Annotated in this window: 24 protein-coding genes; 7 read left to right on the top strand and 17 right to left on the bottom strand. The window is 66.0% G+C overall.

Annotation, left to right across the window (positions count from 1 at the left end; genetic code table 11):
- Positions 1-133: 133 nt before the first annotated feature.
- Positions 134-1,222, bottom strand: coding sequence for a PepSY-associated TM helix domain-containing protein (locus FFS68_RS16030; protein ID WP_137754202.1), 1,089 nt, complete (start codon positions 1,220-1,222; stop codon positions 134-136).
- A gap of 3 nt (positions 1,223-1,225) precedes the next feature.
- Entirely contained in the window at positions 1,226-3,364 is a 2,139-nt protein-coding gene (locus FFS68_RS16025; protein WP_137754199.1) for a TonB-dependent receptor, read from the bottom strand.
- 301 nt (positions 3,365-3,665) lie between these two features.
- Here FFS68_RS16025 and FFS68_RS16020 point away from each other — a divergent pair, with 301 nt between their 5' ends.
- A complete protein-coding gene (locus FFS68_RS16020; RefSeq protein WP_137754198.1) occupies positions 3,666-5,987 on the top strand; it encodes a patatin-like protein in 2,322 nt (773 codons plus the stop codon).
- A 190-nt stretch (positions 5,988-6,177) separates the two neighbouring features.
- Here the strand turns inward: FFS68_RS16020 and dnaJ are convergent, their stop codons facing one another.
- Positions 6,178-7,299, bottom strand: coding sequence for a molecular chaperone DnaJ (gene dnaJ / locus FFS68_RS16015; protein WP_137754197.1), 1,122 nt, complete (start codon positions 7,297-7,299; stop codon positions 6,178-6,180).
- 134 nt (positions 7,300-7,433) lie between these two features.
- Positions 7,434-9,341: a molecular chaperone DnaK gene (gene dnaK / locus FFS68_RS16010; protein ID WP_137754196.1), complete on the bottom strand. Its 1,908-nt coding sequence runs from the start codon at positions 9,339-9,341 to the stop codon at positions 7,434-7,436.
- A gap of 154 nt (positions 9,342-9,495) precedes the next feature.
- Between dnaK and FFS68_RS16005 the strand changes: the two genes are divergently transcribed.
- Positions 9,496-10,056 carry a copper chaperone PCu(A)C gene (locus FFS68_RS16005; RefSeq protein WP_137754195.1) on the top strand — a complete coding sequence of 187 codons (561 nt, stop codon included), beginning with the start codon at positions 9,496-9,498 and terminating at the stop codon, positions 10,054-10,056.
- A 102-nt stretch (positions 10,057-10,158) separates the two neighbouring features.
- Positions 10,159-10,638: a vgr related protein gene (locus tag FFS68_RS16000; protein WP_137754194.1), complete on the top strand. Its 480-nt coding sequence runs from the start codon at positions 10,159-10,161 to the stop codon at positions 10,636-10,638.
- Positions 10,639-10,699: 61 nt separating this feature from the next.
- Here FFS68_RS16000 and FFS68_RS17980 read toward each other — a convergent pair whose 3' ends face one another.
- Together FFS68_RS17980 and FFS68_RS15995 are read right to left on the bottom strand one after the other, a co-directional pair.
- Positions 10,700-10,873 carry a hypothetical protein gene (locus FFS68_RS17980; protein ID WP_171003925.1) on the bottom strand — a complete coding sequence of 58 codons (174 nt, stop codon included), beginning with the start codon at positions 10,871-10,873 and terminating at the stop codon, positions 10,700-10,702.
- 37 nt (positions 10,874-10,910) lie between these two features.
- Positions 10,911-11,234, bottom strand: a complete 324-nt coding sequence (locus FFS68_RS15995) for a hypothetical protein (protein ID WP_137754193.1) — start codon at positions 11,232-11,234, stop codon at positions 10,911-10,913.
- Positions 11,235-11,389: 155 nt separating this feature from the next.
- On the opposite strand from FFS68_RS15995, the gene FFS68_RS15990 reads away from it, so the two are divergent.
- The gene (locus FFS68_RS15990; protein ID WP_137754201.1) at positions 11,390-12,742 is read left to right on the top strand and encodes a DNA recombination protein RmuC; all 1,353 of its coding nucleotides are present in this window, start codon (positions 11,390-11,392) and stop codon (positions 12,740-12,742) included.
- Between the two features lie 45 nt (positions 12,743-12,787).
- Here FFS68_RS15990 and FFS68_RS15985 read toward each other — a convergent pair whose 3' ends face one another.
- The 8 genes from FFS68_RS15985 to FFS68_RS15950 form a co-directional block, all read right to left on the bottom strand.
- Positions 12,788-13,495, bottom strand: coding sequence for an META domain-containing protein (locus FFS68_RS15985; RefSeq protein ID WP_137754192.1), 708 nt, complete (start codon positions 13,493-13,495; stop codon positions 12,788-12,790).
- 161 nt (positions 13,496-13,656) lie between these two features.
- Positions 13,657-14,469: an RNA methyltransferase gene (locus FFS68_RS15980; RefSeq protein ID WP_137754191.1), complete on the bottom strand. Its 813-nt coding sequence runs from the start codon at positions 14,467-14,469 to the stop codon at positions 13,657-13,659.
- Positions 14,470-14,473: 4 nt separating this feature from the next.
- On the bottom strand, positions 14,474-14,752 hold the full coding sequence (locus tag FFS68_RS15975; RefSeq protein ID WP_137754190.1) for an HPr family phosphocarrier protein: 279 nt from the start codon (positions 14,750-14,752) through the stop codon (positions 14,474-14,476).
- On the bottom strand, positions 14,749-15,153 hold the full coding sequence (locus FFS68_RS15970; protein ID WP_137754200.1) for a PTS sugar transporter subunit IIA: 405 nt from the start codon (positions 15,151-15,153) through the stop codon (positions 14,749-14,751). Before FFS68_RS15970 ends, FFS68_RS15975 begins: the two co-directional genes overlap by 4 nt.
- Before the next feature lie 38 nt (positions 15,154-15,191).
- The gene (gene rapZ, locus FFS68_RS15965) at positions 15,192-16,130 is read right to left on the bottom strand and encodes an RNase adapter RapZ (protein WP_137754189.1); all 939 of its coding nucleotides are present in this window, start codon (positions 16,128-16,130) and stop codon (positions 15,192-15,194) included.
- The gene (locus FFS68_RS15960) at positions 16,127-16,573 is read right to left on the bottom strand and encodes an HPr kinase/phosphatase C-terminal domain-containing protein (protein ID WP_137754188.1); all 447 of its coding nucleotides are present in this window, start codon (positions 16,571-16,573) and stop codon (positions 16,127-16,129) included. Before FFS68_RS15960 ends, rapZ begins: the two co-directional genes overlap by 4 nt.
- Before the next feature lie 186 nt (positions 16,574-16,759).
- Positions 16,760-18,364, bottom strand: coding sequence for an ATP-binding protein (locus FFS68_RS15955; RefSeq protein WP_137754187.1), 1,605 nt, complete (start codon positions 18,362-18,364; stop codon positions 16,760-16,762).
- Positions 18,357-19,067, bottom strand: coding sequence for a response regulator transcription factor (locus tag FFS68_RS15950; RefSeq protein WP_137754186.1), 711 nt, complete (start codon positions 19,065-19,067; stop codon positions 18,357-18,359). The genes FFS68_RS15955 and FFS68_RS15950 overlap by 8 nt, the downstream gene beginning before the upstream one ends.
- A gap of 244 nt (positions 19,068-19,311) precedes the next feature.
- Here FFS68_RS15950 and FFS68_RS15945 point away from each other — a divergent pair, with 244 nt between their 5' ends.
- Together FFS68_RS15945 and FFS68_RS15940 are read left to right on the top strand one after the other, a co-directional pair.
- Positions 19,312-20,913 (top strand): phosphoenolpyruvate carboxykinase, encoded by a 1,602-nt coding sequence (locus tag FFS68_RS15945; protein WP_137754185.1) that lies wholly within the window; start codon positions 19,312-19,314, stop codon positions 20,911-20,913.
- A gap of 49 nt (positions 20,914-20,962) precedes the next feature.
- Entirely contained in the window at positions 20,963-21,412 is a 450-nt protein-coding gene (locus tag FFS68_RS15940; protein ID WP_137754184.1) for a hypothetical protein, read from the top strand.
- Here FFS68_RS15940 and FFS68_RS15935 read toward each other — a convergent pair.
- From FFS68_RS15935 to FFS68_RS15925, 3 genes are all read right to left on the bottom strand, one after another.
- Positions 21,409-22,338, bottom strand: coding sequence for a DUF2268 domain-containing putative Zn-dependent protease (locus FFS68_RS15935; protein ID WP_171003924.1), 930 nt, complete (start codon positions 22,336-22,338; stop codon positions 21,409-21,411). The two genes, FFS68_RS15940 and FFS68_RS15935, sit on opposite strands and share 4 nt — an antisense overlap.
- A gap of 11 nt (positions 22,339-22,349) precedes the next feature.
- Positions 22,350-24,224: a DUF885 domain-containing protein gene (locus FFS68_RS15930; RefSeq protein WP_137754182.1), complete on the bottom strand. Its 1,875-nt coding sequence runs from the start codon at positions 24,222-24,224 to the stop codon at positions 22,350-22,352.
- Between the two features lie 126 nt (positions 24,225-24,350).
- Positions 24,351-24,752 (bottom strand): DUF3597 domain-containing protein, encoded by a 402-nt coding sequence (locus tag FFS68_RS15925; RefSeq protein ID WP_137754181.1) that lies wholly within the window; start codon positions 24,750-24,752, stop codon positions 24,351-24,353.
- Positions 24,753-24,927: 175 nt separating this feature from the next.
- On the opposite strand from FFS68_RS15925, the gene FFS68_RS15920 reads away from it, so the two are divergent.
- Positions 24,928-25,498 (top strand): DUF937 domain-containing protein (locus tag FFS68_RS15920; RefSeq protein WP_137754180.1); only part of this gene is annotated, 571 nt, incomplete at its 3' end.

Here is a 25,498-nt window from a genome sequence, read left to right as displayed (position 1 = left end):
AGGGGTCGGGGGTGGGTGGCCGCCGAAGGCGGCGCTCTGCCTCGGCTCGCTAGCGCTCGCACCCACCCCTAACCCCTCCCTGAAAGGGAGGGGAACGTCTTAAATCCACCCCAAAGCAGACGCTTGCTTGTCGTTATGCCGAAGCCAGCGCCGCCGTCTTCACCACCCGCTTCGCCGCTTTCGGTCGCCGAAACCAGAAGGTCCACACGGTCAGGCTCCCCAGCAACGCCAGCACCAGCCCCGACGCGGTCATCAGCAGGCGATAGGGCAGCCCGCCGACCTTCGCGGCGTGGAGCGGATAGGCCATGTTGAACGCTTGTGCCCCTGGCGGCATCGCCAGCGCGTCGCGTGCCCCGAGCAACGTGCCCGTCTCGGCATCGAACCACAGGGTCGAGCGGCCGTTGGGCAGCCATTCGCCGGGCTGTTTCATGCGCAGGCTGATCGGGTCGCCGGGTTTGCGCGGCAGGCTGAGGATACGGAACTCGCCATCGGGAAAGCGCGCGCGCGCGGTGGTCAGCATCGCGGTCCAGTCGGGATCGGCGGCCAGCGGTCCGCCCTTGTATTTCGGCGGTTCGAGCGCTTTCGCGGTCTCGGCGACCGGCCCGAACGGCGCAACGACGATCGCGGCAAAGGGGCGGAAGATCATCATCGTCCCGGTGACGACCGACAGGAGCAGAAGCGGCGCGACGACCACGCCGATGTCGCGGTGCTGCATGACGATCGCCGGACGGGTCATCCGTTTCGGCCACAGCCGCAGCTTGAACGTCTTGCGGGTGCGCCACCACAGGATCACCCCCGAGATGACGAAGAACAATCCGGCCAGCCCCGCGATCCCGATCACCCATTCGCCGGCGTCGCCGGTGAACAGATGGTGGTGGAAATCGAACAGCCAGATTTCGGGGCGTTCCCACTGGCTGGCCCAGCGCGTGACGACCTCGCCCGACTGGCTGGCGTAGAGCCCCGCGCCCTCCTCGAACCGCAGCTGATGCAGCCCGAGGCGTTGGCTGGCGTAAATGATGCCCTGCGCATCGCCGGGCATCGCCATCAGTTTTTCGGTCGTTGCGGCGACGGTGGCGAGGTCGGTGACCTGTGCGTCGCCCGCGTGCGGCAGGCCGACCCACTCTTCCTTATGGACCAGAATCGCCCCCGACAGCCCGAGCAGCGCCAGCACGAGGCCGATCAGCCCCCCGGTCCAGCGGTGCAGCGTGTCGAGCAGCTTCATCATTTAAAACCGATAATCCCAGCCAAGCGTGAAGGAGCGCCCGCGGCCGGCGAAGTTGAAGAAATTGTCGGTCGGCCGCTGGGTGTCGCTGGCGTAGCTGATATATTGTTTGTCGAACAGATTCTGCACCGCCAGGCTGATGCCGCCGATGCCGGTCTGGTAACGGACGATTGCGTCGGTCAGATTATAGCCGCCGAAATCGTTGCGCGGATCGCGGCCCGGCCCTTCAAAGCTGCGCGACAGATAAAATTGCGTCTGCACCCGCGCCGAAAACGCACCCTTGGCATAAGCGGCAGCCAGGTTCAGGCGATCGGGCGAGATGTTGGCCCCGTCGAGGTCGGTTTCGACGACATCATTGCCGTCGTCGTCGAACTGCCCGACGATATGGGCATAGCCCGCCGACAGCGTCAGCCCATCGATCGGCATCTTGACCGCCAGGTTGATCTCCAGCCCCTCGATCTCGACGCGCTGGCGCACAACGTCGAAAATGCCGTCGGGGCGCGCGATCAGCAATTGCCCCTTGGTGCTCGACGACCAGAAATAGCTGGCGCTGGCATCGAGCGGGCCGCGTTTCACCTCCAGCCCCAGTTCGCGGTTGTTCGAAATGATCGGCGAGATGTCGAGAAAATCGTCGATATCGACCCCTGGGGTCCGCACCGCGCGGGTGATGCGGCCGACGTCGGGGACGGTATAGCCCTCGGCATAGCTGGCATAGGCGCGGATGCCCTTGATCGGTTCGACGATCACGCCGCCGTTGAGCAATATGTCGTCAAAGGTCGGGCTGCCCCCCGCGACGAACGTGCTGCCCGACGAGGCGAGCGTCCTAAAATCGTCGATCGTGATCTTCACATTTTCATAGCGCGCCCCGCCGGCCAGGCGGACGATACCGCCCGCCAGCTTCAGGTTCGCCTGAGCAAAGGGTGCGAGGCTGCGGAAATCGGTCGGCGGCACCCAGGCGCGGTCGGTCGCGATCAACCGTTGTTCGGTCGTGTCCCACAGCGCGTCGAACCCGGCGATCAGCGTCAGCGCCTCGAACCCCGGAACTTCGCGTTCGTAGCTGAGTTTGCCGCCGATCTTGCGGCTGCGGTTCTGCGACTGGTCGAACAAGGTACCGACCGGCGCGATCGCCGCGTCCTGAAAGGTCGCGATCGGATTGGGCTCGCCGCCAAAGGTGTCGCGGCTGCGGTTCCAGAAAATCTGGCTGACGAAATTGCCGCCGCCCAACTCGGGATCGGTCAGCGATAGAGCGACGCTTTCGGTGCGGCCGGTGGCGGGGACGCCCGGCGGGGTGCCGCGGCGCTGGCTGGTCGGCAGGCCGGTCGCACGGCTGCCGGCGACGACGATGTAATCGCCCTCGCCTTCCAGTTCAAAGCGGCTGGCGATCAGGTCGAGGCGCATCGTATCGCTCACCGCATAGCCGAAACGGCTGAACAGCGAGAGCGTCTTGCTATCCTGTGTCTCGCCCTGCGTCAGGTTGATCCCGACCGGGCGCCCCTCGCCGTCGCGAAAGATGCCGCGCACTTCATAGGTCGCGCCGACCGAGGCGTCGAAGCGCCCCGCCTTGTACTGGACCAGCCCCGCGAGCTTGCCGCCCATCCCGGCCTTGGAAAAATCATTGTCGGCGGTGCCCTGCACCAACGTGCGCCCGCTGATGCCGTCCTCGCTCGGTGCGCCAACCGTGACCTGGTTGACGATGCCGCCGGTGCCGCCGATCCCCTGCAACGCGTTCGACCCGAAGATCAGCTCGACGCGGTCGATGAAAAAGCCGTCGATGGTGAACCCGTCGCGGCTGCCGTCGCGCAGCGGGGTCGATTGCGGGATGCCGTTGATCGCATAGAGCGGCGAGCGGCCGCGCAGCGTCTCGCCCGCGCCCGACAATTTCTGCCGCGTCGGCGAAAAGCTCGGCGACAGCGTCGCCACTGCGTCGGTCACCGACCCCGAAATCGCGAGCTGCTGGTCGAGCGCATCCTTGTCGATGATGTCAATCGTCAGCGGCAATGCGCTTGGCGGCAGGATGGTGCGCGCCGCGGTGACGATGATCGTATCTTCGCCGGCGGCAGCGTCGTCGGGGGCCTCCTGCGCGAAGGCGGGGGCGGACAGCGCGGTCGAGGCCAGCGCGGTGACGAGCAATTTGCGAATCATTCTTAACTCCTGTTCGGAGTGCCGCTAATGCGAGCGATTTGCAGATGCAAGAGGAAAGGCAGCCGTGGTAGCCCGAGACTCCGCTGCCTCCCCCTCGATGGAGGAGGCAGCGAGACTTACGAACTTGTTGGTTAATCGCAGCGGAGGGGGTGGGCTCTCGGCCTGACGCGGCGGCACGATGACGCACCATCACCCTCATCCAATTTCGCCTAATCGCTGCGCGATAAGGCTGCGTATCCTTCTCCCATCAAGGGAGAAGGAAATTTCCCCACGCTCCCCAAACCGCGCTATCATTCGCGTGATGCGGGAAAAGGAACTGCGCTTCGCCCTGATTTGCTACGGCGGCATCAGCCTCGCCGTCTACATGCACGGCATCACCAAGGAAGTGTGGCGCCTCGCCGCCGCGTCGCGCGCCTTTCACGACGGCACCGCATCGACCGGGGCGGGCGCGGTCTATGCCGACTTGCTCGCCGATCTGGCCGCGCGCAGCAATATCCGGCTGCGCGTCCTTGCCGACATCGTCGCAGGCGCCAGCGCGGGCGGGATCAACGGCATTTTCCTGGCGCGCGCGCTCGCGACGGGGCAGTCGCTCGATCCGCTCACCGACCTGTGGCTGGACAGCGCCGATGTCGACAAGCTGATCGATCCCGACGCGCGCCCGCTGTCGGCGGCGACCAAATTCTGGGCGGTGCCGATCGCCGGGTGGATGATGAAAAAGCGCGGCAATACCATCGACCGCACCGTCGGCGCGGGGGCGCAGGACGAGGTGCGCGCCAAGCTGTCGCGCTTTGTCCGCGCGCGCTGGTTCGAACCGCCATTCGGCGGCGAGACTTTTGTGAACCTGCTGCTCGACGCCTTCGACGCGATGGAGCAGGGGCCGCGCGGGCCGGTGCTGGTGCCGGACGGCCAGCCGGTCGATCTGTTCGTGTCGGTCACCGACTTCGCCGGGCACAGCGTGCCGCTGGCGCTCAACAGCCCGGCGCGGGTGAGCGAGGACGAACATCGGCTGATGCTGCATTTTCGCGAGGACGACCGCACCGGCACGCGGCTCGACGATGTGCCGGGGCTCACCGCCGCGGCGCGTGCGACCGCCAGCTTTCCGGGCGCCTTCCCGCCCTTCACGCTGCGCGAACTCGACCGGGTGCTGGGCAAGCGGGGCATCGCGTGGCCCGACCGCGACAGCTTCATCCGCACCCAATTGCCCGCCACGGCCGAGGGCGATCCCGCCGACCGGGTGCTGATCGACGGCTCGGTGCTCGCCAATGCGCCGTTCCGCCCCGCGATCGCGGCGCTGAAACAGCGCCCGGCGCGGCGCGAAATCGACCGGCGCTTTGTCTATATCGATCCCAAGCCCGATTACCGCGCGATCAGCTTTGGCAAACCCGCGGCGGCGGCCACGACGACGGAAGCGGCGCGGCTGCCCGGTTTTCTGGCAACGATCCTTGGCGCCCTCTCCGAAATTCCGCGCGAACAGCCGATCCGCGAGAATGTCGAAGCGATCGAACTCATGTCGCGCCGCATCCGCCGCATGCAGCATATCGTCGACGCGATGAAGGTCGAGGTCGAGGAACAGGTCGCGGCGCTGTTCGGCAGCACCTTCTTTCTCGACACCCCGACGGTGGCGCGGCTCGAAAAATGGCGCGCCAAGGCGCAGGATCAGGCGGCGGCGCGCGCCGGCTTCGCTTATGCGCCCTATGGTCACCTCAAACTGTCGGCGGTGATCGAGGAACTGGCGGCGTTGATCGACCGGCTGGTACCGGCGGAGGGCAGCGTCCATCAGGCGAACCGGCGGCGCGCGTTGTGGGATGAAGCGCGGGCGCGCGGGCTCGACCGGATTTCGGGCAAGCGCGGCGCCGGGGCGAGCGGCGACGCGATCGCCTTTTTCCGCACCCACGATCTGGGTTTCCGCATCCGCCGCCTGCGCTTTCTGGCGCGCGAACTCGACACCGCGGTCGAGGCGACGCGCGACGGCCGCGACCCGGCGTGCGAGGATATGCGCGCCGCGATCTTTACCGCGCTCGGCCTCTATCTCGACCGCCAGGGCGACGCCTGGCTGGCGGGTCTCGACCTGCCCGCCGATGCCGGGCCGGGCGACTGGATCGACGCGGTAGCGGCGCGGCGCGACCTGACCGCGATCGACGGTGAGGCCGACGCGTTGATCGCCGCCGCGCTGGCGGCAATGCCCAAGGATGACCGGCGCACGCTCTTGCTCGCCTATCTCGGCTATCCCTTTTACGACATCGCAACGCTGCCGCTGCTGCAGGGCGAGGGGTTCGACGAGTTCGATCCGATCAAGATCGACCGCATCTCGCCGTCCGATGCGACCGCGATCCGCACCGGCGGCGCCGCGGCGATGCTGAAAGGGATCGAGTTCAACAGCTTCGGCGCCTTTTTCAGCCGCGCGTACCGCGAGAATGATTATCTATGGGGGCGGCTGCACGGCGCCGACCGGCTGATCGACATCGTCGCGAGCAGCGTCGGCGGCGAAAAAGGACTGTCGGCGGAGGAGTTGAAGACGCTGAAGCGCCGGGCGTTTCACGCGATCCTGGATGAAGAGGAGGGGCGGTTGCCGAAGGTTGCCGGGCTGATTGCGGAGTTGAGAGTCGAGATTGGCGAGCGCTAATCCCTTCTCCCCTTGCGGGAGAAGGATATGAAGGCTTGTGAGCAAAGCGAACTAGCCGCAGTTGGATGAGGGGTTGCGAGCGAAGCTCGCGCGGTTGCCTTGCAACCGCAGACCCCTCACCCAGCTTCGACTAGGCAGCAAGCTGCCAAGTCTCCACATCCCTCTCCCGCAAGGGGAGAGGGAAGAAACCTCAATCCCGCAAATCGTCCCACATATCCTTGATCCGCCCGAAAAAGCCCTGGCTTGCGGGACATTCGTCGCCGGTCTCGGTCTCGCGGAATTCGGCGAGCAATTCCTTTTGCCGGGCGCTGAGCTTGGTCGGGGTTTCGACATCGACCTGGATCACCAGATCGCCATGACCGCGGCCGTTGAGCACCGGCATCCCGGCGCCGCGCTGGCGCAATTGCTTGCCCGACTGGATGCCCGCCGGGATGTGGATATCGTGCCTGGTGCCGTCGAGCCCGGGGATGCTGATCTCGCCGCCGAGCGCCGCGGTGGTAAAGCTGATCGGGGCGCGCGTGAACAAGGTCGTGCCTTCGCGCTCGAACAGCTTGTGCCGCGCCATGTGCAGGAAAATATACAGGTCGCCCGGCGCCGCGCCGCGCGCGCCGCTCTCACCCTCGCCCGACAGGCGGATGCGGGTGCCTTCGTCGACCCCGGCGGGGATGTTGACGGTCAGCGTCTTGCGCCGGTCGACGCGGCCTTCGCCATGGCATGAATTGCACGGGTCGGCGATGACCTCGCCCGCGCCCTGACAGGCCGGGCAGGTGCGCTCGACCATGAAGAAACCCTGCTGCGCGCGCACCTTGCCATGCCCGGCGCAGGTCGCGCAGCGGCTGGTCTGGGTGCCGGGTTTGGCGCCCGATCCGTCGCACGGCTCGCAGCGCGCCGCGACATCGACCTGAATCTCGCGGCTACAGCCGGTGAAGGCGTCCTCGAAACGGATTTCCATGTCATAGCGCAGATCAGCGCCGCGCGCCGGGCCGCGCTGTTGCCGCCCGCCGCCGAACGCCGAACCGAAAATCGATTCGAAAATATCGCCGATGTCGCCGAAATCGGCCCCCGCGCCGGCGCCGTTGCCGCCGCGCACGCCATCCTTGCCGAACCGGTCATAGGCAGCGCGCTTTTGCGGATCGCGCAGGCAGTCATAGGCCTCGCTGATTGCCTTGAACCGCGATTCGCTGTCGTGGCACCCCGGATTCTTGTCGGGGTGATACTTCATCGCCAGCTTGCGGTAACTGGCCTTCAGCGTCGCATCGTCGGCGGTGCGTTCGCATTCGAGCAGTTCGTAATAATCGATGTCGAGTGACATAGGTCGTCGGCCCCTAGCCTTCCCTCTCAAATCCGTTCGCCCTGAGCCTGTCGAAGGGCCGTCCTTTCTTCGCAGCGGAAGAGGAAGAACGGTGCTTCGACAAGCTCAGCACGAACGGCATGAGAGGTCAGCCCTTACTTCTTGTCGTCTTCGACTTCGGAGAATTCGGCGTCGACGACATCTTCGTCGGTCTTCGCCTCACCGGCATCGTCGGCGCCGGGGGACGCGGCGGCCTGCTGTTCCTTTTCGTAGATCGCCTGACCCAGCTTCATCGCGACCTGCGCGAGTGCCTGGCTCTTTTCGGTCATCGTGGCGGGATCGCCGCCTTCGACCGCGGTCTTGGCTTCGGCAACCGCCGCTTCGATTTCGGCCTTCAGCGCCGCATCGACCTTGTCGCCATGCTCGACAAGCTGGCGTTCGGTCGAGTGGATCAGGCTTTCGGCGTTGTTCTTCGCCTCGGCCGCCTCGCGGCGCACCTTGTCCTCTTCGGCGAACTGCTCGGCGTCCTTGACCATCTGGTCGATGTCGGAGTCGCTGAGCCCGCCACTGGCCTGGATCTTGATCTGCTGTTCCTTGCCGGTGCCCTTGTCCTTGGCGTGGACCGACACGATGCCGTTGGCGTCGATGTCAAAGGTCACCTCGATCTGCGGCACGCCGCGCGGCGCGGGGGGAATGCCGACCAGGTCGAACTGGCCGAGGATCTTGTTGTCCTGCGCCATTTCGCGCTCGCCCTGAAACACGCGGATCGTCACCGCCGACTGATTGTCGTCGGCGGTCGAATAGACCTGCGACTTCTTCGTCGGGATGGTGGTGTTGCGGTCGATCATCTTGGTCATGATGCCGCCCAGCGTCTCGATGCCGAGGCTCAGCGGGGTGACGTCGAGCAGCAGCACGTCCTTGACGTCGCCCTGCAGCACGCCGGCCTGGATCGCGGCGCCGATCGCGACGACTTCGTCAGGGTTCACACCGGTGTGCGGTTCCTTGCCAAAGAAATCCTTCACGACTTCGCGCACCCGCGGCATGCGGGTCATGCCGCCGACGAGGACGACTTCGTCGATCGCGCTCGCCGAAATGCCGGCGTCCTTGATCGCCTTCTTGCACGGTTCGAGCGTGCGCTTGACCAGCTCCTCGACCAGCTTCTCGAGATCGGAGCGGGTGATCGTCTTGACCAGATGCTTCGGCCCGTTGGCGTCGGCGGTGATAAAGGGCAGGTTGACCTCGGTCGTCGCGGCCGACGACAGTTCGATCTTTGCCTTTTCGGCGGCTTCCTTCAGGCGCTGGAGCGCGAGCTTGTCACCGCGCAGGTCGATGCCTTCGTCCTTCTTGAAGGTGTCGGCCAGGAATTCGACGATCTTGCTGTCGAAATCTTCACCGCCCAGGAAGGTGTCGCCGTTGGTCGACTTCACTTCGAACACGCCGTCGCCCACCTCGAGGATCGAGATGTCAAAGGTGCCGCCGCCAAGGTCATAGACCGCGATCGTCTTGTTCTCGGTCTTGTCGAGGCCATAAGCGAGCGCCGCTGCGGTCGGCTCGTTGATGATCCGCAGCACTTCGAGGCCCGCGATCTTGCCGGCGTCCTTGGTCGCCTGGCGCTGCGCGTCGTTGAAGTAGGCGGGGACGGTGATCACCGCCTGCTCGACCTTTTCGCCGAGATAGGCTTCGGCGGTTTCCTTCATCTTCTGCAGGATGAAGGCGCTGATCTGCGACGGCGAATAATCCTCGCCGCCCGCCTTGACCCATGCGTCGCCGTTGCTGCCCTTGACGATGGTGTAGGGGACCAGCTCGGTGTCCTTCTTGGTGATCGGATCGTCGAAACGGCGGCCGATCAGGCGCTTCACCGCAAACACCGTGTTTTCGGGGTTGGTCACCGCCTGGCGCTTGGCCGGCTGGCCGATCAGGCGTTCGCCATCCTTGGCAAAGGCGACGATCGACGGCGTCGTGCGCGTGCCTTCGACATTTTCGATTACCTTGGGCTTGCCGCCTTCCATCACCGCGACACAGCTGTTCGTGGTGCCGAGGTCGATCCCGATCACTTTGGCCATACTTCACTCGTCCTTGTTGCTTCTGCGGCGCCCTGAAAAGGCACGCCTGATATGGAGGTTCTGGGCGCGATATAGGTGCGCTAATCCTTGGCACAAGGGTTTTGAGGGCTTATCGGGGACAGGAAATGACACGCCATCACGGAGTCCTCCCAAAATGAAACCTCTCGCTCTCGCCGCTCTTGCCGCCACCGCGCTAACCCTGTCGGCATGCGGGGAAAATCTGGGCAAGGGGCAACCGCTCAATGTCGTCAGCGGCCATATCGTGATGGGCGCCACCGCCGATCGCCCCGCGGTCGGCTATTTCCGGGTTCAGGGCGGGCCGCAGCCGGTGCAGCTGGTCGCGGTCACCGCCGATCTCGCCCAGCGCGTCGAAATGCATGAAAGCGTGCGCGAAAACGGCGTCGTGACGATGAAACCGCTGGCCCGCGCCGACGTCCCGGCCAAGGGTGAGCTGGCGTTCAAACAGGGCGGCAAGCATCTGATGATCTGGGGCATCAATCCCGCCGCGGTCCGCGCCGGCAAGCTGCCAATGGCGTTTGTGTTCACCAACAACAACAATGAACGCATCCTGTTCGACATGGTGATCAAGCCCGCCGAAGGCACCGCAGGGGACGAAATGGACCATGGCGCGATGGACCATGGCGCGATGGACCATGGTTCGATGGATATGGGCGCCGACAAGGGCGCCGAACAGGCTGCGGACGCGAAGAAATAAGGGTGCGCTCCAACAGCTTGTCATTGCGAGCGCAGCGAAGCAATCCAGAGTGGTGTAACCCGCCCTGGATTGCTTCGCTGCGCTCGCAATGACGAGGTTCTGATGTTGCGATCTTCGCGGCCTTTGACCACAGGCGAGATCGCGCTGGCCCGCACGGTGTTCGGCGGCGCGGTCGCCTATGACCGCGTCCGCATCTGCCACCACAAATGGATATTCTTCCAGCCGCGCGGCGTCGTCATGGCGCCGATGGGCAGCCTGCACTTCAACCCGCATGGCGAACTCTATTGCGATGATTTCAGCGCCGCGTCGCAGCGCCTGCAGGGCCTGTTCATCCACGAAATGACGCATGTCTGGCAGGCGCAGACGCGCGGCCGCTGGTATCTGGTGCTGATGCGCCACCCGTTCGCGACGTACAGTTACAGCCTGAAGCCCGGCTGGCTGCTCACCCGCTATGGGCTGGAACAACAGGCGGAGATCGTCCGCCATTACTGGCTGCTCACCCAGGGCATGGTCGTCGGTGGCGGTCCGGGGGTCGAGGCGTATCGCGCGATCCTGCCGACCGAATGGGCCGAGCCCGGATAACCGCTTCGATGCTCGAGTAGGAAAAGGCCGGGGAGCGGCAACCGCCCCCCGGCCCGGATTATCAGTGCTGCATATCCTTGTGATCGGCGTGGTCAGATTTGTCCTCGCCCTTTTTGTCGCAGCAGCAGCCATCCTTCATGTCCTTGCAGCAGCACGCCTTCTTGGGCGCCTCTGCGGCATGGGCGACCGCTGGGGTGGCCAGCGCGATCGCCAGTCCGAACAATATTTTCTTCATGCTATGTCTCCTTTGAATGATCAGATCGGGATGGCATTCAGGAGCGTGGCGGTTCGGCTTCGGGAGCCAGGTCAAGACCGTCGAGCCGCGTCATCGCGATGACGGACGGCGTGAATTTCATCAAGCCGATGGGCGTCATGTCGGGAGCCAGGCACGCGATCCCGATGCAGGGCGAGGCGCAGTCGGGATGCGCGGGCAGCGGCTTCGTCTTTGCCGGCCCGGACATGTTGCAGCCTGCCATGGCGAGCCCCGCGGTCTGGGTTGCCGCGGCTGCGGTGCACAGCGGGCTACCCGGTCCGGCCGCAAGCAGCACCGCCGCGAACAGCAGGAGCAGAGATCGAAAGAGCCGCTGTCGTGTCATGTCCAGCGCATCTGTATCTGGAAGTGCGGCACATGCAATCCCGGCGGCAACGGTCGGTGCCTTTCGGGCCAGCAAAAAACTCACTGGCGCAGGGGCCGGGCATGGCGGCCATTCTTCGCTGGCCAAAGGTTGGTTGTTCGATCTATGTTCCGGCCATGGATGGAAGCTCGCTCGTTGTCGCCCTTGTTGCCCTTGCTATTGGCGGTCTGATCGGCTGGCTGTTCGCCGGTCGCCAGGCTGGCGCGCTCAAGGCCGAGCGCGACGGTCTGGCCGATCGGTTCAAGACGGCGGTCACCGACCTTGCGGCAGAGGCCGAGGCGCGCAAGGCGGCGGATATTCAGCTCGCCTCGCTGCTCAGCGAACAACGCGCGCGCGACGCCGCGCATGATGCCCAGATCGCGCAGCTGAAGGATGCACAGGCGGCGCTCACGACGCAGTTTCGCGAGGTTGGGCAGGTGATGCTCGACGGCGCGCAAAAGGCTTTCCTCGAACGCGCCGAGGCGCGCTTCAAGGAAAGCGAGACGACCGCGGGGCAGAATCTGAAGGCGCTGCTGTCGCCGGTCCACGAGCGGTTGCAGAAATATGAGGAGGCGGTCGGCAAGGTCGAGGCCGAGCGGCGCGATGCTTTCGGGCTGCTCCACGGTCAGATCGCCGCGATGCGCGAAGGCACCGAACGGGTGTCGAGCGAGGCGGCGAAGCTGGTCAACGCGCTGCGCAACGCGCCGAAGGCGCGCGGGCGCTGGGGCGAGCAGCAGCTCAAGAACGTCCTCGAAAGCTGCGGCCTGTCCGAACATGCCGATTTCCAGACCGAGGTGAGCGTGACCGACGGCGATGGCGGGCGGCTGCGCCCCGATGTCGTGGTAAAGGTGCCGGGCGGGCAGAGCCTGGTGATCGACGCCAAAGTGTCATTGAACGCCTATCAGGACGCGTTCGGCGCGGTCGAGGAGCGCGAAAAGGCGCTGCATCTCGCCGCCCACGCCGCGGCGATGAAGGCGCATGTCAACACGCTGGGCGCCAAGGCCTATTGGAATCAGTTCGACGACACCCCCGATTTTGTCGTGATGTTCGTGCCGGGCGAACATTTCCTCGCCGCGGCGCTCGATCAGGATCCGGCGCTCTGGGACTATGCGTTCGAGCGCAAGGTGCTGCTGGCGACCCCGACCAATTTGATCGCGATCGCGCGCACCGTCGCGGCGGTGTGGCGGCAGGAAAAGCTCGCCAATCAGGCGCGCGAGATCGCCGCACTCGGCAAGGAGCTGTATGCGCGCATGTCGGTGATGGGATCGCACATCGCCAAGGTCGGGCGCAATCTCGATCAGGCGACCGGCGCCTATAACGCCTTCGTCGGCAGTTTTGAATCGCAGGTGCTGACGCAGGCGAAGCGCTTCGAGGCGCTCGACATCGAAACCGGCGACAAGGAGATTGCGGTGCTGCCGGTCGTCGAACAGGCGGCGCGTCCGCTGGCGAAGCTGGCGGCAGCGCCAGCGGCGGTTAATGACGGGGAGTAAGCAAACCCATAACTCGCTCGGCACGAACGGACCAAGGGATTGTTCTCAAATCACCCGCTTCAACACCGCCGTCCGCCCCTCGCTCCCGGTCAAAATCAGCGCCCCGTCATCGGCGAAGGTCAGGCGCACCGGCGCTGCCATCAGTTTGAAGAACATATCTTCCTGCATCATGCCCGCGCCCGGGCACGCCATTTCAGTCGCCATCAGCGGCCCGGCGGTCAGCGTGCCGTCCGCGGTCTTATAGCCGCCCGAAAAGCGGTTGCAGCCCGCGCTGCCGCTGAGCCGCGCGCCGTCGAACTGGAGCGCGGTCGGGCGGTCCTTCGCCACCGCGACGCCGCCGATCGACACAAAGCTCCAGCTCGATCCCGCGAGCGTATCGGGCGGCAGGATCGCGCCGCCACACCCTTGCAGCGTCTTGCCGTCGGCGACGACGCGCACCGTGTCGGCAAAGCGGCGGTCGCTCATCCCGTCGCTGCACGGCGCCTGCTTGACGACCACCGACAGCCGGTCGCTGACATAGGTGCGGCCGTTCAGCGACGGCTTGGCGCCGGGGTTCGGCACCATGATCTTGGTCGCGCCATAATCGCCGTCATAGTTCAGCCGCGCCGGGGTGATTTCGAGCGTCCAGCCGGGTTCGGTGCCGAGCGCGAGATAGGCGGCGGGCTGCTCGCCGGGAGTCTGCGGCGGCGATTCGGTCGCGGGCGCGCAGGCGGCGAGCGCGGGAAGGGCGAGCAGGGGCAAATATCGGATCATCACAAGCTCCTTTACTCCGTTCGTGTCGAGCGAAGTCGAGACACCCGTCGGCATTGCGCAAGGTCGAGAGGCATCTCGACTTCGCTCGATGCGAACGGGAAGAGAGGACGCGATAGTAGCATGATGTTGGCGGGAGGCTGAACCGAAATGCCGTCCCCGGTTCAGCCCCGCCGCTGGTTCAACACCTCATACGCCATCACCGCAGTCGCCACCGCGGCGTTCAGGCTGTCGGCCTTGCCCAGCATCGGCATTTTGACCCGCACGTCCGCAGCATCGGCATATTCGAGCGGCATCCCCTGCGATTCATTGCCGGTCAGGATGAAGGTCGGCGCGGCATAGCGCACCGCCTGATAATCCTGCGTGTCGCCCCCCAGCCAGGTCGCGACGAGCTGCCCCGGCCCCTGCCGCAGCCACGGCAGAAATTCGTCCCACCGCGCCTGCACCAGCGCTTGCGTAAATATCGCCCCCATGCTCGCGCGCACCGCCTCGACCGCATAGGGATCGGTGCTCTCGTCGAGGAGGATCAGCCCGCCCGCGCCGACCGCATCGCCGGTGCGCAGCATCGTGCCCAGGTTGCCGGGATCGCGCAGCCGCTCGGCAACCAGCCAGATCGGTGCGGTCGTGCGGTCGAGGTCGGCGAGGGTCGTTTTGGGCTCGGCGTAAATGCCGACGACGGTCTGGGCATTGTCCTTGCCCGACAATTTGGACAGGATCGCGGGGGTGGTGTCGATCACCTCGCCGCCCGCCGCCAGCGTGGCGGCGATCAGCGCCGCGGCGAGTGGGTGCGCGGCGCCGTCGGGGCCGAGGAACAGCCATAAAGGCAGCACGCCAGATTCGCGTGCCTCGGTCGCGATGCGCAGCCCTTCGGCCAGGAACAGCCCCTCGGCACGGCGGTGGCGTTTCTCGCGCAGCAACCGCATCCGCTTGATCAGCGGGTTCGACAGGCTTTCGATTTGGCAGCGGCGACCGGTCATCCGGTCAATCCTCGCCGAAGCTGTCCTTGACCAGCCCGACCAGTTTGAGCAGCGCGGCATCGGCGCCTTCACCGCGGGTGTGGATGGTGATCGTGTCGCCCTTGGCGGCGCCCAGCATCATCAATCCCATGATCGAGGTGCCGTTGACCCGCGATCCGTTCTTTTCGACCTCGACCGATACGCTTTCGGGCAGGCGGCTGACAAAGGTGACGAATTTGGCGCTGGCGCGCGCGTGCAGCCCGCGCTGGTTGGTGATCTCGACGGTTTCGGAAATTTCGCTCACGGACCAACCCCCAGCATTTCGGAGGCGACCGAGATATATTTCTGGCCGGCTTCTTTGGCGGCGATCACCGCGGCGCGCAATTCCATCGTCTTGCGCGCGCTTTCCAGGCGGATCAGCATCGGCAGATTGACCCCGGCGATCACTTCGGTGCGCTCCGATTCGAGCAGGCTGATCGCCAGGTTCGACGGGGTGCCGCCGAACAGGTCGGTCAGCATGACGACGCCGCGGCCTTCGTCGACCGTGCGAATCGCGTCGGCGATTTCGCGGCGACGCATCTCCATATTGTCGTTGGGGCCGATGCACACGGTTGCGATGGCGCGTTGCGGGCCGACGACATGCTCCATCGCGCGCACCATTTCCTCGGCGAGACGGCCGTGGGTGACAAGGACCATGCCCAGCAACGGCAATGCTTTATCGGTGGGCATGAACTGCGAGACCCTTATATCTGGCCGCCGGCCGCAGGAGACGCGGGCGGGGGTCTGCCCTCAAGCCCATCTTGCGGGGCAGAGTCAAGGTTGCGGTGGGTGAGCGTCGGTTCATGGCCCGCGGCGCGTAGCGTTTGGGCCACACGCGCCGCGACATGGACCGACCGGTGGCGGCCGCCGGTGCAGCCAAAGGCAATGGTGACATAGCTTTTGCCCTCCGCCCGGTAGCGCGGCAGCAGCGCGAGCAGCAGCGCTTCGATCTGCGCTACGGTGCTTTCATACGCCGGATCGGCGGTGACATAGGCGGCGACGTCCGGGTCGAGTCCCGTGCCGGGTTTCAGCTTGGCATCCCAATGCGGGTTGCGCAGATAGCGCATGTCGAACACCAGGTCGGCGTTGCGCGGCAGGCCGCGGGCAAAGCCAAAGCTCAATATATTCAGCACCGGGTCGTTGTGGCCGGTCTCGCCAAAGCGCTGGCGGACTTCCTGCTGCAGGTCGTTGCTGCTGTAATTGGTGGTGTCGATGACATGTTCGGCCCAGCGGCGCAGCGGCTCCATCATCTCGCGTTCGCGCGCGATGCCGTCGGCGGCGGGGCGATCCTCGGCCATCGGATGGCGCCGCCGCGTCTCGGAAAAGCGGCGTTCGAGCTCGGAGCCCGCACAGTCCAGAAACAAGGTCTGGATGTCGCGCCCACCGGCTTCGCGCAGCGCCTTGATCCGCTGCACCAGCAGCGCCGGGCGAAACCCCCGGCTGCGGCTGTCAATGCCGATCGCCAGCGGTCGTCCCGCCTCGCTGCGCTTCACCGGCGCGTCGATCAGGGTTTCGAGCAGCGCCAGCGGCAGATTGTCGACGACTTCCCAGCCCAGATCCTCGAGCACCTTGAGCACGGTGGATTTGCCAGCGCCCGACAGGCCGGTGACCAGGAGCAGCCGTGGTTCGGCGGCGTCCTTCATGCGCCGTTCGCTTGCCGGTCGAGCGCGAGCAGGATCTTGATCGGCGCAGAAGCCTCAAACGCCGACAGGGTCAGCGACGGCAGGTCGTGTCCCGCGACCACTTCGACCGCGCGTTCGGGCGGCATGCGTTCATAACGGTCGGCCAGCCGCACCGCGAGCGCCAGCGGCACCGGCGCGGTCCACGGCTGTTCGACGATGCCCAGCCCGCGCACTTCCAGCTTGCCCGCCAGTTCGGCGGGGGGGCGGCACCACAAACGATCGCGCTCGAACCAGATGTCGCAGCGATCGTCGGCGACCAGCCGCGCGCCGCGATCGATCAGCCGCAGCGCCAGGTCCGACTTGCCCTGTCCCGACAGGCCGAGCAACAAAATGCCGCGGCTGCCCGCCGCGACGCAGCTCGCGTGGATATTGACGATGTCGGGTCGGGTCCGGCTGGGCAGCATCGCGCAAGGCTTACCGGTGACGAAGCGGGGCTGCAAGGCGGCAAACCGATCCTCCCTGTGGCGAAGCCATGGGGAGGTGGCAGCGCGAAGCGCTGACGGAGGGGCTTTGGCGCTGCCGTCGCCGCCCCTCCACCATTCGCTTCGCGAACGGTCCCCCTCCCCATGGCTTCGCCACAGGGAGGATATTTAGCCAGCGCCTGTCCCACCTTCGCACGCGGGCAGCGTCATCAGCAGGCTGCCGCCGGGCTTGCCGTCGTCGCGGTCCTTCGCGTTGATCGTGCCGCTATGCCCCTCGATGATCGTCCGCGCGATCGCCAGGCCCAGCCCGCTGTGGCGACCAAAGGCCTCGCCGGCGGGGCGTTCGCTGTGGAAACGGCGGAAAATCGCCTCGCGCTGCGCCGGGTCGATGCCGGGACCATCGTCGTCGACGCGCACATGCACCTCGTCGCCCAGCCGCGTCGCGGCAATACAGACTAGGCCGGTCGGCGGCGAAAAGCTGATCGCGTTGTCGATGACATTGTCGATCGCGCGTTCGAGCCGGTGGCCGTCGCCCATCACCAATGTCGTGCCTTTGCGCGGGCGGGCAAAGGCGATGCGCGGGTGCGGCGTGTCGGCATCGATGCGCGCCGCGCGCGCCGCCAGCATCGATTCGATCATCATCCCGACATCGATCGCCTCGAACAGGGTGCGCGACAGCTGGGCGTCGACGCGGCTCGCTTCGCTGATGTCGTTGACCAGCCGGTCGAGCCGCCGGACATCCTCGTCGGCGATGTTCAGCAGCTGCGCACGCTGCGCGTCATTCGTGACCCGGCCCAACCCCTCGATCGCCGAGCGCACCGACGCGATCGGGTTCTTGAGCTCGTGGGTCACGTCGGCGGCAAAATGTTCGCCGGCGTCGATGCGTTCGCGCAGCGCCTGCGTCATGTCGCTCAGCGCGCGCGCCAGCGTCCCGATCTCGTCGCGGCGGCTGGGCAGGCGCGGCACGACGACTTCGCGCGCGCGGCCCAGGCGGACGCGGACCGCGGCGCGCGCCAGCCGGCGCAGCGGACGGACGATGGTGCGCGCCAGGAACAGCGACAACAGAACCGAGGTGATCAGCACCATCGCCACGACCACCGCGAGCCGGAAACGCTCGGCGCGCACGGTGCGCGTGATGTCGCGGGCGTTGAGCGTCATCAGCACCGTCTGCGGCGCTTCCAAATCGACGACGCGCGCCGCGCTCAGCAATGGCGTGCGTTCGGGCGCGTAGCGGAAGCGGCTCGCGGCGAGGCCACTGCGCTGCGCATCGGCGACTTCGGGCCAGGACGCGGCGCGATCGACCGCGGGCTCGTGAAAATCGGGATAGGAGGGCGCGCCGACGATCCAGTCGATACCGCGGTCCATCGCGCGCGCGGCGTCGCGCTGCCACGCCTGCAAATTCGGGTCGCGCAGCGTATAGGTGGCGGGACCGGTGGCGAAACTGTCCGAAATCCGCCGTCCGTCCGCGGCATAGAAGCGCAGCCGCGATTCGGTCGCCGCGGCAAATTCGTCGATCAGCCGCCCGCGCTGGTCGGGGCGCGCCGCCTCGAGCGCGCTGTCGAGCATCGCGAGCTGATCCTTCATCACCTCGATCCGCGTATCGACCAGCCGGCTGCGATAGGTGTCGAGATAATAGAATCCCCCCGCCAGCAGCGCGACCGCCAATATATTGACCGCCAGGATGCGCGTCGTCAGCGACCAGCGCGCCGACCACACCAGCGGCGATTCTTCCTGTTCGGCGATGCTCGCGTCGGGCTTGAGCGGTTCAGGCATCGTCGGCGAACCGGTAACCCGCGCCATACAGGGTGGCGATGCCGTCGAATTCGGGATCGACTTCGCGGAACTTGCGGCGCAGGCGTTTGATGTGGCTGTCGATCGTGCGGTCGTCGATATAGACATCGTCCTGATAGGCGGCGTCCATCAACTGGTTGCGGCTTCGCACGATGCCGGGGCGCGCGGCGAGTGTTTCGAGGATCAGGAATTCGGTGACGGTCAAGGTGACATCCTTGCCGTCCCACGCGACCTTGTGCCGCGCCGGGTCCATGCTCAGCCGGCCGCGGGTGATCGGTTCGGCAACCGGCTCGTCGTCCGCCGCGGGCGCATTCTGGTTCAGCTCGACGCGGCGCAGGATGGCGCGGATGCGCGCGATCACCAAGCGCTGGGAAAATGGTTTGGCGATATAATCGTCGGCGCCCATCGCCAGCCCCAGCGCCTCGTCGATCTCGTCGTCCTTGCTGGTCAGGAAGATCACCGGCAGCTGGCTTTTCTCGCGCAGCCGCCGCAGCAGTTCGAGCCCGTCCATGCGCGGCATCTTGATGTCGAACACGGCCAGATCGGGCGGATTGTCGATCAGCGGCCGCAGCGCCGCCTCGCCGTCCGAATAGACGCGCGTCACAAAGCCCTCGGCCTGCAGCGCGATCGACAGGGATTGCAGGATGTTGCGGTCGTCGTCGACCAGCGCGATGGTTGCCGTCATGCTCTTTCCGTTGGCGGGCACCGCAGGCAAATAGCCGATCTGCTGCCCAGCGACAACCGCGCACGGCCGGGCCGCGATTCGCCCTTTAATCTTTTGACCTCCTCTATCATCATCGCTAACGCGGCCCATATTTACGGAATCGGCGTCACGTCGGCACCCATGGTAATGCGGGCCTGCCCTTTTGCTCGGCAGATTTTGCATACCTATGCAATGGGGCTGCGGCGCGATCGGGAAAGGCAAGGCTATGACGACGATAGTGATCGGCAATATTGCGGTCGAAACGCAGGCGGAGGTCGCCGAAAACTGGGGCACCTCGGCGCTGATCGAAGATGCCATCCGTCATGGCGAAGGCCTGCTTGCCAAGGACGGCCCGCTGGTCGTCGAAACCGGCAAACACACCGGGCGCAGCGCGAAGGACAAGTTCATCGTCCAGGACGCCGAAACCGCCGACACCATCTGGTGGGGCAAGACCAACGTCCCGATGACCCCCGATCATTTCGCGGCGCTCAAGGCCGACTTTTTCGCCCACCTCGCCGCGCGCCCGCGCCTGTTCCGCCAGCAGCTGTTCGGCGGTTCGCAGCCCGAGCATCGCGTCGGGGTACAGGTCGTCACCGAATTTGCCTGGCACAGCCAGTTCATCCGCACTTTGCTCGTTCGCCCGACCGCCGAGGAACTGGCGGCGTTCGCGGCCGAATATACGATTATTGACCTGCCCAGCTTCCGCGCCGATCCGGCGAAGCATGGCACGCGCACCGAAACCGTCGTCGCGGTGAATTTTACCGAAAAGCTCGTGCTGATCGGCGGCACCGCCTATGCCGGTGAGATGAAGAAGTCGGTGTTCGGCATCCTCAACTATCTGCTCCCGGTGAAGGGCGTGATGCCGATGCATTGCTCGGCGAACATGGGTCCGAACGGCGACACCGCGGTCTTTTTCGGACTTTCGGGCACCGGCAAGACGACGCTGTCGGCCGATGCCAGCCGCACCCTGATCGGCGACGACGAGCATGGCTGGTCGGACACCGCGGTCTTCAATTTCGAGGGCGGCTGCTATGCCAAGATGATCCGCCTGTCGCCCGAAGCCGAGCCCGAAATTTTCGCGACCACCAAGCGTTTCGGCACGGTGCTGGAAAATGTCGTGATCGATCCGGTGACCCGCGAACTCGACTTCGACGACGCCAGCCTCGCCGAGAACAGCCGCGGTAGCTATCCGATTGATTTCATTCCGAACACGTCGGACCAGAATATGGGTCCGGTGCCGCAGAATATCATCATGCTCACCGCCGATGCCTATGGCGTCCTGCCCCCGATCGCCAAGCTGACCCCCGATCAGGCGATGTATCATTTCCTGTCGGGCTATACCGCGCGCGTCGCGGGGACCGAGATCGGCGTGACCGAGCCCGAGGCGACCTTCTCGACCTGCTTCGGCGCCCCCTTCATGCCGCGCCACCCGTCGGTTTACGGCAATCTGCTGAAGGAACGCATCGCCAAGGGCGGCGTCCAGTGCTGGCTCGTCAACACCGGCTGGACCGGCGGCATGGCGACCATGGACGGGATCAAGCGGATGCCGATCAAGGCGACCCGCGCGCTGCTCATTGCGGCGCTCGACGGCAGCCTGAACGACGCTGAGTTCCGCAAGGATCCGAACTTCGGCTTTCAGGTTCCCGTCGCGGTTCCGGGCGTCGACAGCGCGCTGCTCGACCCGCGCGAAGCGTGGGCCGACAAGGCGGCCTATGACCGCACCGCGCAGGTGCTCGTCGGCCAATTCATCGACAATTTTGCGCAATTTGCGGAGCATGTCGACGAAGGTGTCCGCCAGGCCGCACCGCAGGCGGCCGTCGCAGCATAATTTGCCCGGATATCTTCCGGGTGGCAATTCACCCGGAAGGACCGGACCCATGACCACCGAATATTCCCCGCGCCTGTTCGCGCGCGACACCGACATCCGCGCGATCGGCACCGGCCTGCTCGCCTGCGCCCTGCCGCGCGCAGCTTGGACCCACGAAGCGCATCTCGGCGCCTGCCTGTGGCTGCTGACCGAGCGCCCCGATATCGACATTGATGCCGAAATCGACACCATCATCCGCCGCTTCAACACCAGCGTCGGCGGGGTGAACGACGACACCCAGGGCTATCACGACAGCATCACCCGCGCCTATGTCGCGGGGGTGCGGTTGTTCCTGTCGGAGACCGAGGAAATGGGACTGGCGGCGCGCGTCAACGCGATGCTGCTGTCCGACGTCGGCCGCCGTGACTGGCCGCTGCGCTTCTACAGCCGCGACTTGCTGTTTTCGGTCGCGGCGCGGCGGGGGTTTGTCGAGCCCGACCTGGCGCCGCTGCCCGCCTAGAGCTTCATTCCCGGCGTCCAGCCGCTTGCCGCGAGGAAGGCCGCCGGATCGCGCATCTCGATGATCGCCTTGAGCGCCGCCGCCTTGTCGGGCGCGCGGTTGTAATAGCTTTTGACGATCCGGTAGCCGACCCAATAGCCGAGGTCTCCCGGCCAGTCCGGGGTGCCGAGCTGGTTGTAAACCCAGCGCGAATCATTCGCCTTGCCATCCTTCTCGGCGAGGAAGTCGCGTTCGACCGCCGCCTCGCGCCCGGCCGCCCAGCGGTGCAGATGGGTGTAAGCGACCGACCCGCTGATCTGTTCGGCAACAAATTCGGCGGCGCCCTCGACGAGCGCAGCGTGGAGCACGGTTTCGTTATCGCTTTCGATCTGCGCGAGCGGTTGCTGGGCATGGACATATTCGTGCGCGATGACATGGACGAAGCGATCTTCGTCATTGGCTTCGAAAAATTTCGCCGCGCATAGCGCTTCGAGCGAGACGTACAGCCCCTTGCCATTTGCCGCCGCGACTGGCGCGCCGCGGCTCATCGCGATGGTGATCGGCGGAAAGATCGCCGGAGGATAGAGCTCCGCCAATCGATCGGCCGACGCGGCCAACCGCCCCCGGACATTGCCCAGCGTCGCTGCACAGGCGCGCGCGTCGCGATACAGATCGGGCTTGTCGCGCAGCGCCTTCGCCACGCGTTCGGGCGTGATGCGGCGCATCGCCATGAACTCGACAAGCCCCGGCGAAGCATCGGCGAGGTAGCGCGCCGCCAGCACGTCGGGCTGCGCGGCGATCGCCGGGTCGTCGTACAAGGCATAGAAGCGATCGACGTCCGACGTCACAACTACGACACGTGCCGTTTTCGGCGACGGGGCAGGGGCATCGGCGGCATGGCCTGCGCCGCTCGCGAGCAGCGCGGCGCCCAGTGTCCACAAAGCCATGCGCCGTCGCATCAGCCCTTCGCCCCCGCCACATAATCCGCGACATTCAGCGCCAGCACATCAAGCGGCACATTGCCCCCCTCGACCACGACATTGTCGAAATCGCGCAGGTCGTATTTCGGCCCCAGCGCCGCCTGCGCCAATCCGCGTTGGCGGACGATCTCGCTGTGGCCGACCTTGTAACCACACGCCTGCCCGGCCCAGCTGCAATAGCGGTCGACCTCGCTGGCGACCTCGAGCGGGTTCGAGCCGTTCTCCTTGACGAAAAACGCCACCCCCTGTTCGCGTGTCCAGCGTTTGGCGTGCAGCCCAGTGTCGACCACCAGCCGGCAGGCGCGGAACGCCAGCGACTGGAGATAGCCCAGCCGCCCGACCTCGAAATCATCGTACAGCCCCAGCTCGTCGGCAAGCTGTTCGGCATAGAGCGCCCAGCCTTCGCTATAGGCGTTGAACGCCAGCATCGTGCGGATCAGCGGCATCTGGTTGGCATATTCGCCCTGCCACACATGCCCGGGGATCGCTTCGTGCATCGTCAGGTCGGGCAGCGAATATTTGCTATGCAATTCGGTGGTCCGCAGGTTGATCCAGAATTTTCCGGGCACGGTCCCGTCGATCGACCCGGCCCCGCCATAAGCCGCTGGCGCGCCGGGTTCCTCGGCCAGAGGCAGCCGCTTCACCTCGACATTGCCCTTGACCAGGGTGCGAAAGGCGCGCGGCAACTCGGCGCGGATCTTGCCGAGCCAGGTCTGGATATAGGCGTGAATTTCGGCGCGGCCCGCGTCATTGTCGGGAAATTTGAAACGCGGATCCTGCGCCAACCCGTTCATCCGGTCGCCGACCGACCCCTTGGTATAGCCCAGTTTCTTGAGGATCGGGTCCATCCGGCCGTGCAGCTCGGCCAGCTCGCTCCGGCCCATCGCATGCACCTCGTCGGGGGTCATCCGCGTCGTGGTGCTGGCGCGCAGTCCCCAGGCATACCATTCGTCGCCGCCCGGCCGCGCCCACATCCCGGCGTCCATCGTCGCCTTCGTCCGCTGCGCCTTCAGTTCGGCGAGCTGGCGTTCGAGCGCGGGGACGACCGCGCCGCGCGTGATCGCCTCGGCGCGCGGACCCCAATTGCCCGCGATCTGGCCCTCGCGCGTCCGCCGGGCGAGGCTTTCGACCAGCCCGCCGCCGGCGCGCGCATCGGCCAGGCTCGCCTCCATCTGCTTGACCGCCTTGTCGATCAGAAACGCCGGAGCGATCATCCCCTGACCGCCCGCCGCCTGCAGCCGCCCGGTCTCGCCGTCGAGGACGCCGGGAAAGGCGTTCAGGCGCGCCAGATAGGCTTCGGCATCGGCGGCGGTCTTGACCGGATGGTCGCTGTCGAGAAATTTCGGCACGTCGAGATAGGCGCCGACATTCTGGATCACGACATAGGGCGTGTTGCGCCAGCCGCCGACCGCGACATCGCCATAGGGCAGGGCAAAGCCATCGAGCGCGACGCTGTATGCGCTTTCGATCACCGCCAGGCTGGTGCGCGTCTTGTGGTCGAGGCCAGAGCGTCCGACTAGCCGAACGCGTTCGAGATCATTTTTCAGCGTGTCGGCAATCGCCTTTTGTCCGGCGGCCGAACGATCGCTCAATGCGCCGCGCATTGCGGCGCGCGCGCCGGTATCGATGCCCAACGAGGTTGCCCCCTCGGGAGAATGGGCAAGCAGCCTGTCGGCAATATCGTCGAGCAAGCTGACCTCGGGATATCCGAACGTCGGCGGCGCTGGGGCGGTGGGAGTCGCCACGATCGCGCTCTGATTTGAACAGCCCGCCAAGGCGAGCGTGGCGGCACCCGTGCCCAGCGTGGCGAGCGTCTGGCGGCGGGTAAACGGGGTGGACAGGCGATGATGCACGCGGCGGCTCCCTTGCGACTTTGTTTCTGCTGAAACCTGTCTAGGCGGCGCTTCACGGGGGTCAACGAAAAGGGGGCGGGAAAGCCGATGCTTGCCCGCCCCTAATCGAATTTTGTCGGCTGTTCGTCAGTCGGTCAGATCGGCGGGCACTTTGCCACCGTTCGCCGCGAGTTCGCGCATCACCGCCTTGTGCAGCCAGATGTTCATCTCCGCGCTGCCGTCGAGGTCGCCGGTATAGCCCAGCTCGGTCGCCAGCTCCTTGCGATTTGCAAGGCTCGAATCGATGCCGAGCAACTTCATCAGGTCGACGATCGAGGTGCGCCAGTTGAGGTCTTTGCCCGCCGCCTCGGCGGTCAGGATCGCGTCGACATCGACCTCGGCGGGCGGCGCCGCGGCGGCCGCGGCCATGGCACTCGTCGCGGCGTCGAGCGCGCTGCCGACCGGGTTCGGTGCGGCGGGTGCGGCGGGCTCCGCCGCGACGGCCTTCTTGCCGAAAATCGCGTCTTTGATGCTGCTGAAAATGCCCATGATTTCACTCCCACTATCGCGCGGCCCAGCCCGGAAAGGGCGAGTCGGATGACCGCAGGCTAGGACTATGCATTTGAAAATGACAGTCAAATGAACGGCTCGCCGGGCGCGCCCGCGCTGCTATAGTCGGCGCCGCGGGCGCCGTGTGACCGGCGCCGGAGTGGGAGCAAGACAGATGAACCTGACCGACATTTTGGCGCAGGCCGGCGGCATCGAATCGATGGCGAAAGAGCTGGGCGTGCCGCCCGCGATGGCCAAGCAGGGCGCCGAGGCGCTGCTCCCGGCGATCCTTGGCGGCTTCAAGAAACAGGCGCAATCGGGCGGGATCGAAGGGCTGGGCGGCCTGCTCGGGCAGCTGGGCGGCGGCGGCCTGCTCGATTCGGTGCTCGGATCGCAGCCGACCCCGGTCAGCCAAGGCAATGATGTGCTCGGTGAGATTTTCGGGTCAAAGGACGTCAGCCGTACCGTCGCGGGGCAGGCCGCGACCCAGACCGGGCTCGATGCGGGACTGCTCAAGAAAATGCTGCCGATCCTGGCGATGATGGTCGCGGGCTATATGGCCAAGCAGGGCGGCCAGTCGCAGGGCGGCGGCGGTTTGGGCGACCTGATCGGCGGCGCGCTGGGCGGTGCGGGCGGCAGCGGCGGCCTCGGCGGGATGCTCGGCAATGTGCTGGGCGGCGCGGTCGGCGGCGGCGCGGCGCCGCCGACCGCGCCGCCCAGCACATTGCCGAGCATCCCGCCGAGGC

The organism is Sphingopyxis sp. L1A2A, from assembly GCF_005502465.1.
Classification (GTDB): domain Bacteria; phylum Pseudomonadota; class Alphaproteobacteria; order Sphingomonadales; family Sphingomonadaceae; genus Sphingopyxis.
Note: the sequence above shows the minus strand (reverse complement) of the source record. Positions and strands in the feature narration are given on the sequence as shown.